This is a genomic window from Achromobacter sp. MFA1 R4 (genome assembly GCF_900156745.1).
In the GTDB taxonomy this organism is placed as follows: domain Bacteria; phylum Pseudomonadota; class Gammaproteobacteria; order Burkholderiales; family Burkholderiaceae_B; genus Achromobacter.
Map to the genome: position 1 here is coordinate 4145816 of NZ_LT707065.1, position 12096 is coordinate 4157911.

Below are 12096 nucleotides of genomic sequence, written 5' to 3' on the forward strand. Positions count from 1 at the left end.
CCAGAAGTCAGGCTACAGGAAGGTTCGACCGCATCGCGTATGAAAGTTAAATAGGTCGCATCCCAAAGGCAACAAACCTTTCAGCTTCGTGTTATGTCTTTCTTGATGTGACCCGGATTACAGACCTGATTTCTTTCTGTGCGACACGGATACGCAGGCGTTTCCAGTTACTACGCAGCGCGGTAATGGATCCATCCCGAATCCAGCCAGTCCGCCAGGCAGGAGCGCGCTTCGTCAGACAGGCGAGCGCAGGCGGGGTGGCCGCAGTCCAGGGTACGCATATCCGCCAACATCCGCAACGCCGCGTCCGCGGGCGCCATGGCGGTTTCTCCGTTGATGAAGAGCTGTTTGCCGCGATACAGCATGCGGCTGCGGCGATCCAGCACCAGACGGCCGGTGGCGGGCCAATCCTCTTCCAGGTCCAGGTCCACGTCCTCGGGCGCGTCGAACACGCTGAGGTTGCTGGGCTCGGTCAGCCAGCAGCCCAGGAAGCGAGAGGCCAGGGCGTCGTCAAAGCGCAGCTTATCCACGGTTTCCAGGGTGGCGGCGACCAGCGCGTCGGGCAGCGCCGCGGGCGTGTCCACCGCCGGCTGGGCCGGGTCGCGATAGACGGCCGACAGCTTCGGGCCGGGCAGGGGCGGTTCGCCATACGGGCCGCCCAAAAGGCCCACGCGGGCCATGACCTGGTCGGCGGCCGCTTCCAGCAGGCCACGCGCGAGGGTCGCCTGGGTGGGCGCGCGAAAACCGATGGAGATCGTCATGCAGCCGTCGCCCATGGCGACGCCGTCGTGGGCGGCCTGCGGCGGAAGATACAGCATGTCGCCCGGCGCCAGCACCGCCTTTTCCTCGGGCTGGAAGTTGCTCAGGATCTTGAGCGGCAGGTCCGGCTCGAGCGACAGGTCCTTCTGACGCCCGTAACGCCATTCGCGCTCGCCGGCAGCCTGCAGCAGGAACACGTCATAGCTGTCGAAGTGCGGGCCCACGCCGCCGCCGTGGCTCGCGATGCTGATCATCACGTCGTCCAGGCGGGCATCCGGAATGAAGCGGAACAGGGCCATCAGCTCGGCGGCCGCGTCGCTGTGCAGGTCCACGCTCTGCACCAGCAGCGTCCAGTCGCCCTCGTTGTCCTTGGGCAGGCGCGCGAAGGGGCCGTTTTCCATCTGCCATTCGCCGTTCTCGCGCCAGATGAGCCGCGATTCCACGTCGTCGCGCCGCGCCAGCTTCTTGACCGCCGCGATGGTGACCGGCGGCTTGAAGGCGGGGATGGCCTGGCGGATCAGCAGCGGCTTCTTCTGCCAATAGCGGCGCATGAAGTCGTTGGGGCTCTGGTTGCCCAGGAGCGGCAGGGGGTGATCGAGGTTCATTGGAGGTGCTTCTTCAAGCGGTAAAGGGCATCCAGCGCTTCGCGCGGGGTGAGGCTGTCGGGGTCGATGGCGGAGAGTTCTTCGCGCAGGGCGTCCAGCGCCTCGATGGCGTCGGAGCGCTCGGCCTGCGCATAGGCCTGGGCGTCCGCCTCGGCCGCGGCCGAGAACAGGCCGAGCTGCGGGGTGGGCGCGCCCTGGGCTTCCAGGCGTTCGAGCTCGCGCGTCGCCTGGCGGATGACCGCCGCGGGCACGCCCGCGCGTTGGGCCACCTGGATCCCGTAGCTGCGGCTGGCCGGGCCTTCGCGCACTTCGTGCAGGAAGACGATGCCGCCGGCCGATTCGGCGGCGGCCAGGTGGACATTGGCCGCCGTGGGCTGCTCGGCCGGCAGGCGCGTCAATTCAAAGTAGTGCGTGGCAAAGAGCGTCAGCGCGCGGTTGTGCGCCAGCAGGCGGCAGGCGATGGCCCAGGCAAGCGCCAAGCCGTCGTAGGTGGACGTGCCGCGGCCGATTTCGTCCATGAGCACCAGGCTGTTGGGCGTGCTGGCAGACAGGATGGCGGCAGCCTCCGTCATTTCCATCATGAAGGTCGAGCGTCCCCCCGCCAGGTCGTCGGCGGCGCCGATCCGGGTGAAGATGCGGTCGATCTTGCCGATCCGGGCGCGCGAGGCGGGCACAAAGCTGCCGATGCGCGCCAGCAGCACGATCAGCGCCACCTGCCGCATATACGTCGATTTACCGCCCATGTTCGGGCCGGTGATCAGCAGCATGCGCCGCGCCGGGTCCAGGCGGCAGCCATTGGGCGTGAAGCGTTCAATGGCGCGCTCGACCACCGGATGGCGGCCGGCCTCGATGTCGATGTCGGCCTGCTCGGACAGCTCGGGCGCGATCCAGTCATGGCGCTGCGCGTGCTCGGCCAGGGCGGCCAGCGTGTCCAGCTCGGCCAGCGCGGCGGCGCAGTCCGACAGCGGGCGCACGTGCTCGGCCAGGACATCGAGTAATTGCTCGAACAGCCATTTTTCCCGCGCCAGCGACCGGTCCTGCGCGGACAACACCTTGTCTTCCCAGGTCTTGAGCTCGGGCGTGATGTAGCGTTCTGCGTTCTTGAGCGTCTGGCGGCGCCGGTAGTCCTCGGGCACCTTGGCGGTCTGGCCCTTGGTGACCTCGATGTAGAAGCCATGCACGCGGTTGAACTCCACGCGCAGGTTGCTGATGCCCGTGCGCTCGCGCTCGCGCGCTTCCAGTTGCACCAGGAAGTCGCCGCCGTCGGCCGCCAGCGCGCGCAGTTCGTCCAGTTCCGCGTCGAATCCCGTGGCCAGCACGCCGCCGTCGCGGATGGCCACGGCAGGCTCGGGCGCGATGGCGCGCATCAGCAGCGCGGCCAGCGCGGGATCCACCGACAGGTGGGCGACCAACTCGCCGATGCGCGGCGAGGCCGACATGGGTTCGACCAGATCGGCCAGCGCGGGCAACGCCTGCAGCGCGTCGCGCAGGCTGGCCAGTTCGCGCGGGCGCACCGAACGCAGCGCCAGCCGCGCGGCGATGCGCTCGATGTCGGGAAACGCGTTCAGCGCGGCGCGCAGGGACTCGAGCAGCCCGGCGGACCCGAACGTCTGCTCGACGTCCATGCGGCCCGCCAGCAGCGCCGAAATGGCCTGCTGACGCGCCAGCGCCTGCGCGTTTTCACGCAAGGGGTGATGCAGCCAGCGGCGCAGCAGGCGGCTGCCCATCGGCGTGCGGCAGCCGTCCAGCAGCGAGAACAGCGTGGGCGAGTCTTCGCCCGACAGCGTCTGCGTCAGTTCCAGGTTGCGGCGCGTGACCGGGTCCAGCAGCACGAACTGGCCGGGCCGCTCGGCCGACAGGCTTTGCACGTGCGCCAGCGCCTGCGACTGCGTACGCGCGGCATAGCGCAGCAGGGCGCCAGCCGCGCAGATGCCGGCCGGCATGTCCTCGATATCGAAGCCCGCCAGCGTGTCCGTCTTGAAATGCGCCAGCAGGTGCGCCCGCGCGCCGTCGCTCTCGAAGTGCCAGTCCGGCACGCGGGAGCGGGCGCCCTCGAACGGGAAATCGAACTCGGCGCTGTCGGCGCACACGATCTCGGCCGGCGCAATGCGGTGCAATTCCGATTCCAACTGCGCGGGCGCGCATTCGGTCACGCGGAACTCGCCGCTGGCGAGATTCAGCCACGCCAGGCCCGCGCGCGGCGCGCGCGCGCTGCCGCCCACGAAGGCCGCCGCCAGTGCGCGGTCGGCCTTGGCGGGCAAGAGGGCGTCATCGGTCAACGTGCCGGGCGTCACGATGCGCACGATACGGCGCTCGACCGGCCCCTTGGAGGCGGCCGGGTCGCCGATCTGTTCGCAGATGGCGATGGACTCCCCCATGGCCACGAGACGCGCCAGGTATTGCTCCATGGCATGCACGGGCAGGCCGGCCATGGGGATCGGCACCCCGTTGGACGAACCCCGCTTGGTCAACGTCAGATTGAGCAGACGCGCGCCGCGCTCCGCGTCTTCGTAGAACATTTCATAGAAGTCGCCCATGCGATAGAACAGCAGCAACGGCCCGGCCTCGGCTTTGAGGCGCAGGTATTGCTGCATCATGGGGGTGTGGCCCGCGTGGGCGTCGGCGGCGGTGTTTTGTGTTGCTGAATTCATGCCCGTGATTGTATCGGGGAGGGCGAAAGGTCGCCTTGCGCGGGGGAGTTCGATCAAGGACGCGCCGGCGAACCAGACTGCGCCGCTGCAGCTAGTTGGCAGCCCGTCGGACGGGGCGATTCTGCCAATTGTGGCGCGGGAGGCTGACGTTCAGCTTCTTGGGCTAGTTCGGACGAGGCTGATAGTCAGGCTGGCCGCGATCCAGAAAACTGCGAGTCATCCTCCGTTGGGGCAGCGTTTGCCCTCGTGGTTGCACGCATGAGATGAATCCCGCGCGGTTTACCCTCCGCTAGATCTTGACCGCGCCGGCCCTGGGTATGTTGGGGGACTGGCTTAAATGTTCATCTTACGAGCCGAACATCCCCCCGCTTGAGCGATTCAGGGGTTCGATGCCTGCCTCATACTCATCATCCGGATTGCCGGAGGTCACAACACGCTTTCACGCGGATATCGGAATAGCTGACTTTTGTTGCGTAGGCGCTTTTGTTCGTGCGGTACTTGATCTTTGTCTGAAGGAAGCCAGTGGGAGGAATACACCCTTTCTTGGGTTCAGATGCGGAAAGCGGTGCCGTTAAAGTCTCGAATCGTGAGTTTTTTGCTTATGGGGGGTGCCATGGACGGACAGCACATGAGTCCAAAGTCGAAGGCTTACTTGTTTTCGCGAAACTCGGTTCGGGTGAGGCGTCGGAGCCAAACTCGGAAGGGCGCTGTCGCAGTAGCGCTTGCATTTGTGCTTGCAATTTACTTTCTGGGGGTGATCGCATTAGCCACGGGATCAAAAAAGCCATTTGACATGGCACAGTTCATCGGCCTCTTTCAGACCATCATCGCCCTGTTTGCGATGTGTTTCGCGCTGTGGGCCAGTCTTCATCAACCACAACTTCATGCGCGAATAGCCGATGATGCAGCCGATGAGAGCTTCTATAGAACGATCGGCAGCATGGTGGTGGTTGGCCGACATCTCGCGCGGCTTGTGGAAGAAGCTCCTCACCACGTCCTGAACGGGTGGCAATTAAAAACATCGGCAGATCTTCTTGTTCAAATGAGGACAGGAACACTCTTTTCGTTTCCAGATTCGACCTCTCTCGACGCAACATTGACCACTATCCTCATTGGTGAGCAGTTGGTTAGTAGTTGTGCTGAGGAGTCGCCAAAGGCCATAGACGAGCTGCAGGGAGAGGCATTTCGACGGCGAGTACTAGAGCTCAATAAGCTAAAGAATGCACTTGATGAGCTCGCCTCATTCGTGGCCGCGTGGGATGTGAATGCGCCCAAAGGCAAGCGGGAAAAGCTCGCCTGAATCGCCCCGGTTTTCGCGGAGGCTGTTTGGTTAAAGTAAAACAGCCTCACCGGCGGACGTGCCGAGTAGGTTGTAGTAGTTTGCCTCAGCCTTGGTCGGCGGGATATAGCCGATGGATGAGTGCAGGCGCTTATGGTTGAACCAGGCGACCCATTCCAGCGTTGCCAGCTCGACAGATTCCCTGGTTTTCCAGGGTGCGCGGCGGTGAATCAGTTCAGCCTTGTACAAGCCGTTGATGGTCTCGGCCAAGGCGTTGTCGTAACTGTCACCACGGCTACCCACAGACGGCTCGATGCCCGCTTCGGCTAGGCGTTCGCTATAGCGGATGCTGACGTACTGCGATCCCCTATCGGAGTGATGGGTCAGAGAACCATCGTTGCCAGGCTGGCGGGCGTATAGAGCCTGCTCCAGCGCATCAAGCACGAAGTCCGTCGTCATGGATTTGCTCACGCGCCAGCCGACAATGCGCCGGGCGTAGACGTCGATGACGAAGGCCACGTACAGCCAGCCCTGCCAGGTCGAGACGTAGGTGAAGTCCGAGACCCACAACTGGTTCGGCCGCTCGGCCCGGAACTGCCGGTTGACCCGATCCATTGGACGGCTGGCCGCATCATCCGTGATGGTCGTTCGCAGCCGCTTGCCGCGCCGCACGCCTTGCAGGCCCTGAGCGCGCATCAGTCGTTCGACCGTACAACGGGCCACCATCACGCCTTCGCGGTTCAACTGCCGCCAGACCCTGTCGGCGCCGTAGACGCGATGGTTCTCTTGCCAGACTCGCTGGACGTGCGGCATGAGCTGTTCGTCACGCCGCGCACGGTCGCTGCGCCGCGCCGGATCGCGCAGCCGCGCGGCATGGCGCCGATAGGCCGACGAGGCAACCTGCAACACCTTGCAGATCGGCTCGACCCCGTAAACCTCCCGGTGCCGGTCGATATAGGTGTTTACGACTTCAGTTTGCGGTCGAGCTCCGCCTGCGCGAAAAAAGCGCTGGCCGTGCGCAGGATGTCGTTGGCGCGGCGCAGCTCTCGGTTCTCCCGCTCCAACTCCTTGATGCGTTCTCGCTCGCTGGTGGTGACGCCTTCGCCCTGTCCGCTGTCGACTTCGTGGCGCTTGAACTAGGTCAGCAGCGTCTGCGCCGAGCAGCCGATCTTGGGCGCGATGGACTCGACTGCCACCCACAGGGATGGGTACTCACTGCGCGACTCCTGTACTAGGCGCACCGCACGCTCGCGCACTTCAGGGGAAAACTTGTTCGCGTTGTTTTTGCTCATGGCTCGCATTCTCTCAAGAGTAGGAGCCTCCGCAAAACCCGGGGCGATTCATATCCATGAGTATGACTACGTTGAGTAGCCGGCCAGATGTTTGTCGTGATGGTCGACCGGTTTGGATTTGGCGTCGCTTCGGATCTGTTGAAGATACTTGGCGCGAGCCCGCTCGGCGGCTTGGGCGTGATGCATAGCGTCGCGGCTCGTCTCGATGCTTGTTAAAAGCACCTTCGATTGAGCAAGACCACCAAGCCAGAAGCCGCAAGCCGCAAATATCAGGTAGGCAAGCCAAGGTCCCGCGTGTTGTGCGCCGGACGGCAGCTTGACGAACTCGTTCGCACCGAGCGTCGCTGCCGCTAGCAGGGCATTGAGTGCAATCGACCGAATGATCAATCGCTTAAAGCTGGAGGTCTTCCTTAAAACTAGGTCGCGCTGGGTCTGGCGTAGATCGTCTAGTTTTTCAAAGGACGATAGGCGCCCATAAGCGGTCGCCCAGAGCACCGTTAAAGCGCCTGCGAATGTCGCTAGCGCCGTTGTCGGTAATCGTCCCGACGCCACGTCAATAGCGATGTCTGGCGCCCACTCATGGAGCGCCAGACACAGCAGAAGGGCGGCAGCGACGCCGAAAATTTTCATAGCTAATCTTCGACGTTGATTTGGCCACTATGGATTAGATTCTCCAACCACTTCGCCATTTCGTCGTACACCTCGGATTGCACCAATTGGCCGTCAAAGCTGCCAATCGACTTTCTCACATGAATGTAGAAGTCTTCGTTCCTCAAGGTGCCGACATTCTTGAGATTGGCGTGGAACCTCAATCCGTCTGCGCCCTGCAATGCGCTCATGACCGATTTCATGAGGTTGTCATTCGTCGTGCCGGCAGGGGCTCTACCGCGAACGTTCATCTCAATTTTAACGCCGATGTCAGGAACGTCGTCAAAATCTTTGGCCGAAATGGGCGTAGTCCGAGTGCTTGGAAGAAGTCCTTTGACTGCATCCCATCCGCGTCCCACGATACCCAATTTTGGCGCGGTTCCCCCAGGCGTGTCAACGCTCTCAAGGCTCGTCGCCATAGATGTTTCGACGGTAATTTTCTTGATTGGAGAGCTTCGAAGCTTTCGCTTCGTCTCCTCGCTGATTTCATCTCGAAGATACACAGCTTGCTCGTCGCCGATGCCGCCCGCAGCGCGCAACAACCAGTTCAGGTGATCTTGGAGGTGTCGAGCGCGCAGGGACATTGATTGGATGACCACGACGTGGTTATCCCGAACCGCAAAGTGCAAGACCGTTTCGAGATAGTGCTTGCCCTCGGGGGGGGCGTGCTTCTCAACGTCCAATTCGCCAACACGTTCACCTTCCTTGGCCTCGCGCTTTGTCGAATCAATCACAAGATGATGAACACCGGGAGTGAACATCACCAGCACGCCGAACTGAAAGCCTTGAAACTCTCGGGGCGAATTGATTAGGCGCACAAACCTTTGAACGACAGTGGGGACATTTCCGCTCCCCATATTTATGTCGCTCACTTCTTCATGACGCTGTGTGGCGTCCAGCTTTTTTAGTGCAGCACTCAGAAGATCTTGAAGCGTTGTCGGGCACTTATTTAGAAAAACTGCCTTCTTGTAGTGAAATTCTTTTTGCAGCAGTTTTCGTTTTGTCGCCGTTGCCATCTCTTATCCGGATTGTTTTGATCCGGGCAACGGTAGCATATTTCGTTCTGTAACCGGCTTAACGAGGGTTTGGAAGGCGTAGTATCTAGCTTAACTTTTTTGTGGGGTGTGGTCGAACCGCTAAGGAAGGTCCCTTTGCATCATGGGGGTGTGGCCCGCGCGGGCGTCGGCGGCGTTGTTTTGTGTTGCTCAATTCATGCCCGGGATTGTATCGGGGCGGGCGAAAGGTCGCCGTGCCCAGGGAGATTGGTCAACGGTGGAGCGGAGAGCCAGGCTGTGCAGCCGCATGCCAGCGGGCAGCCTGCCAGTCGGCGCGATCTTGTCGATTGTGGCGCAGGTAGTTCATGTTCAGTCCGCGGAACCGTTTCAGACAAGGCTTACAAGCGGAATCCGACCCAGAAGACCCTGCCAATGATTTCGATTTTGGAGTCTTCGAAGTCCTGGCGTGGATCAGGCTTGCCGACACCGTTTTCGGACCTGGTTATAAAGCCGCCATTGCCCCTGTGCAGTCGCTTGACCCTAACCTCGTCGTTCTGGAGAAAGGCGTAGACCTGACCATTGATGATTGAGGTCGCTGCGCGGTTCACAAGGACAGTTGCGCCGTCTGGTATCAACGGCTCCATCCCGGCGCCCTTTACCGATACGGAAACGGTCTGTTCCGGTGAAACCCCAGCAGTTCTCAGAAAGTCCGCGCGGAACAACAGGCGGCTCTTCTCATCTTCCGACAGAAAGGTCTTACCATGACCGGCGGACAGGCGCACACCTAGGTGACGGACGGCAACGAACTCGTCGGCACCCAGATGTTTAGCGGCGCCTACGGCCAAATACTCTGAAGTCGTATTCAGCGCCTTTGCAACGGCCTCCAATCTGGCGCGCTTGGGAGCAGTCTTGCCGTTTTCCCACTGTTGAACCGTCTGCCAGGAAACGGGCACGCGCTCGGCGAGCTGTTCCATTGACAATCCAAGCTTCTCTCTCAGGTCTTTGATGCGTTTATGAATCGTTGACATGCTAGCGACGTTGCCCACAAGAATGGGAGGTTGGCCTGTAGGAACTAGTGTCCATAGCAGACACGCTCAAATGGCATTTGTTTCGGTTCGATGCATATTGTTTTTTAGCGGCCTTCGCTACTGATACTTTGCTCGGATTTAGGACAAAGCTGATCGACGGGACGTCCGAATTCCGGGAGATTCGACGCTTCATCACTGGAGATGGAGCGAACGGATGCCGGAAGATTCGAGCATAACGATTGTGCTAACGCCTGTGCAGTTGACGGCAATATTGCAGGGCGAGTCGATCAGCGACCAAGCAACGCTTTCCAACCGGATGTGGGGTGGTCTTACTCTAGTCGCGGGCTTCGCGGAAATGGTGGGCGCTGCCGCCTTGTGCGCTGCGCCGGAGCCAACCGGGGCGACAAAGGTGGGATGCGTGGTGGTTGGCGCTCATGGGACGGATACTGCGTCAACTGGGTTGCGCGAAATGTGGACGGGGCAGCAGGTCCGTTCGCTCACGGATAAAGGTTTTACCGAACTTGCCACAAGACTCGGTGCGACACCGGGTTCAGGGCAGGCAGTTGGTTTAGCTGCCGAAATTGCGGTGCCGATCGGATTTGCGGGATCCATAAGAGCAGTGCGCGCTTCGAGCATCATAGCGGGGAGAATATTTCTCTCCAGACATGAAGCTGCAGTTCGGGGTGGGCTTGGAGGGCATACGCTGGCACAGCACGTGGGGAAAACAAAGGAGATGCTCGAAGCTCGATTGGCTGCCAACCCATTCTTGCGGGAAGTGTCGACGTTCCATTCCGTCCAAGATGCCGAGCGAGGCATAAACTCCGTCCTGCGTCTCAGATCAGACCAAGTGGCGCGGTGGGCTGGTTCAGCGCCTTATAGAGAAACGCTGGAACTCGTTGGCCCAGCCGCAGGGGATCTTGGCGTGGTGCTAGTCCGAGGCGCGACGGTCCTCGCACCGGGGCGTGCGGTCAAGGTTGTGCTTAAGAAGCAGCCTTACAACGGTATGCCATATTTCATCTTAACTTCCTATCTGGAGCTCATATGAGTGAGATCAGAGAGCGTTATCCCGCGCTAAGTTCATTGATGGGAGGATATTTTCATCAGGACTATGACCTCTACGGAGACACCGTTGAGGAAGTTGCCCTTTGCTATAAGCAGGAAACAAGCCCAGAAGTGAGGGCGCAGGCTTGTCGGGAAATGGATGCGTTCATCGCCGAATTTGGGGAGCACTCTGCAGCGGTGTTTGCTGCAAATTGGCGATCATTTGATCCTGGCGGCGGCGGATACACAATCCCTGAGTTTTTTGAAGCATTGAAACGGATTCTGAACAGCTAGCGTGGTGTGCGGTTGACTCAGATTCCTGCGAAAAACCGCGGGCGCTTCGAGCTGATTATTTCTCCGCAGCGGTTATGTATCCAGCGATGGGGAAGCCTTTAATGTCGTCGAACGAACGATCATCCCGATGGATTGCATCGGCCGGGTTCGCCGCGGTCACGCTGCTGCTATCGCTTTCCCACAGCCAGACCGCCCTGGCGGATTCCCGCGTGTTCCAGTGCCCGGCTCAGATCCAGGTGGATGGCGCGCAACTATCCTTGTCCGGCCTGAACGTCTTCGAGGGGCCGATCGAGAACCGGGTCGCCCTGGTGCCCGAGACATCCTCCGGCGCGCCCGGCACGATGCGTTGGCAGGTGGACGCCGGCGCGACGCCCTACATGAAATGCCGTTACCAGGGCTCGCGGCATTATCTGGTCATGGTGGCCGAGGACGCCAAGCGCTGTATCGCCAAGGCAGCCGACGGCAAGCGGCTCTTCCAGGCATCGTGCTCCTGAACTTGCCGGTGCGCGGCGCGGACGGCACAATCGCAGCGCGCGGCCCTTGTTCATGCCGCGGGAGCAGCCCGTGCCGGATTTTCCTTTTGCCGACCCGCTTGACGCCAGCGAGCGCGTTTCCATCGCCAGCGGCGATCACCACGCCGAGTTCGCGCCGGGCGGGGGCGGGCGGCTGACGCGGTTGTCCACCGGAGGGCATGACTGGATCGTCCCGCTGACGGCCACCGAATGGCCTGCCGGAAAATGGCCGCGCGCTGGCTCGTATCCGCTGGCGCCGTATTCCAACCGTATCCGCGATGGCGTGTTCACCTTCAATGGCGCGCGCCACGTCCTGCAGTCCGTGCCCAACCGCCCGCAAGCCATTCATGGCGCGGGGCTGTTCCAAGCCTGGCAGGTCCGAAACCTGGCGGCGGACAGTGTCGATCTGGTGCTGGACCAACCCGCGGGCGTGCTGGGCTGGCCCTGGCCGTTCGAATGCGAGCAGCGCTGGCGCCTGGACAGCCGCGGGCTCAGCCTGAAGCTGGCCATTACTAATCGGGGCGACACGCCGATGCCGTGCGGGCTGGGCATTCATCCTTATTTCACTGCCCAGCGCGTGACCCTGCATGCGCGCCGCCTCTGGCCGTCGGACGCCGACGGCCTGCCGACCGGCAGCCAGGCGGCGAATGTGCGCGCGTTGCGCCAGTCGGCCGAGGGCTGCGATACCTATCTGTCGCAGTGGCAGGGCCGCGCGACGCTGCATTGGCCTGATGGCCACGAGCTGGCGCTGCATGCCGATCCGGCATTCGCGCATCTGGTGGTGTACACGGCGCCGGGGGCTGATTTTCTGTGCGTGGAGCCGGTCACGAACGTGGCCGACGCCTTCAACCTGGCGGCGGCCGGCGAGACCCGTACCGGCATGCAGGTGCTGGAACCCGGCGAGCGCTTCAGCGCGACGCTGCTGCTGGCCCTGGCGCCGGCGCGGAAACCCTGAGGGACGCGCAGGGCTTGGTAAGCGCCGCGGCCTGCGG

The 12096-nt window shown here is 61.9% G+C and carries 10 protein-coding genes, 1 pseudogene and 1 other annotated feature; of the genes and pseudogenes, 5 read left to right on the top strand and 6 right to left on the bottom strand.

What is annotated here, in order from left to right; all coding sequences use genetic code 11:
* Window positions 1-170: 170 nt before the first annotated feature.
* Complete coding sequence (locus BXA00_RS18995) at window positions 171-1364, bottom strand: cupin domain-containing protein (RefSeq protein ID WP_076520000.1); 1194 nt, start codon at window positions 1362-1364, stop codon at window positions 171-173.
* Complete coding sequence (gene mutS, locus BXA00_RS19000) at window positions 1361-4015, bottom strand: DNA mismatch repair protein MutS (protein WP_076520001.1); 2655 nt, start codon at window positions 4013-4015, stop codon at window positions 1361-1363. Before mutS ends, BXA00_RS18995 begins: the two co-directional genes overlap by 4 nt.
* A 793-nt stretch (window positions 4016-4808) precedes the next feature.
* Between mutS and BXA00_RS19005 the strand changes: the two genes are divergently transcribed.
* Window positions 4809-5315, top strand: a complete 507-nt coding sequence (locus tag BXA00_RS19005) for a hypothetical protein (RefSeq protein WP_076520002.1) — start codon at window positions 4809-4811, stop codon at window positions 5313-5315.
* A 30-nt stretch (window positions 5316-5345) separates the two neighbouring features.
* On the opposite strand, the pseudogene BXA00_RS19010 reads toward BXA00_RS19005, so the two are convergent.
* From BXA00_RS19010 to BXA00_RS19035, 4 genes and pseudogenes are all read right to left on the bottom strand, one after another.
* Window positions 5346-6595 (bottom strand): annotated as a pseudogene (locus tag BXA00_RS19010) (IS3 family transposase).
* Window positions 6186-6302 (bottom strand) — a sequence feature (AL1L pseudoknot). Its footprint overlaps the pseudogene before it by 117 nt.
* Window positions 6596-6652: 57 nt before the next feature.
* Window positions 6653-7216, bottom strand: a complete 564-nt coding sequence (locus tag BXA00_RS19020; protein WP_076520004.1) for a hypothetical protein — start codon at window positions 7214-7216, stop codon at window positions 6653-6655.
* A gap of 2 nt (window positions 7217-7218) precedes the next feature.
* Window positions 7219-8250 carry a hypothetical protein gene (locus BXA00_RS28910; protein ID WP_156902836.1) on the bottom strand — a complete coding sequence of 344 codons (1032 nt, stop codon included), beginning with the start codon at window positions 8248-8250 and terminating at the stop codon, window positions 7219-7221.
* 377 nt (window positions 8251-8627) lie between these two features.
* Window positions 8628-9275 carry an XRE family transcriptional regulator gene (locus BXA00_RS19035; RefSeq protein WP_255376733.1) on the bottom strand — a complete coding sequence of 216 codons (648 nt, stop codon included), beginning with the start codon at window positions 9273-9275 and terminating at the stop codon, window positions 8628-8630.
* A 451-nt stretch (window positions 9276-9726) separates the two neighbouring features.
* On the opposite strand from BXA00_RS19035, the gene BXA00_RS29415 reads away from it, so the two are divergent.
* From BXA00_RS29415 to BXA00_RS19055, 4 genes are all read left to right on the top strand, one after another.
* Complete coding sequence (locus tag BXA00_RS29415; protein ID WP_255376807.1) at window positions 9727-10302, top strand: RNase A-like domain-containing protein; 576 nt, start codon at window positions 9727-9729, stop codon at window positions 10300-10302.
* Window positions 10299-10592 (top strand): contact-dependent growth inhibition system immunity protein, encoded by a 294-nt coding sequence (locus BXA00_RS28915; RefSeq protein WP_076520009.1) that lies wholly within the window; start codon window positions 10299-10301, stop codon window positions 10590-10592. Before BXA00_RS29415 ends, BXA00_RS28915 begins: the two co-directional genes overlap by 4 nt.
* A gap of 101 nt (window positions 10593-10693) precedes the next feature.
* Window positions 10694-11086, top strand: coding sequence for an STY0301 family protein (locus tag BXA00_RS19050; protein WP_076520010.1), 393 nt, complete (start codon window positions 10694-10696; stop codon window positions 11084-11086).
* A gap of 70 nt (window positions 11087-11156) precedes the next feature.
* Window positions 11157-12059: an aldose epimerase gene (locus BXA00_RS19055; protein ID WP_083714449.1), complete on the top strand. Its 903-nt coding sequence runs from the start codon at window positions 11157-11159 to the stop codon at window positions 12057-12059.
* Window positions 12060-12096: the final 37 nt, after the last annotated feature.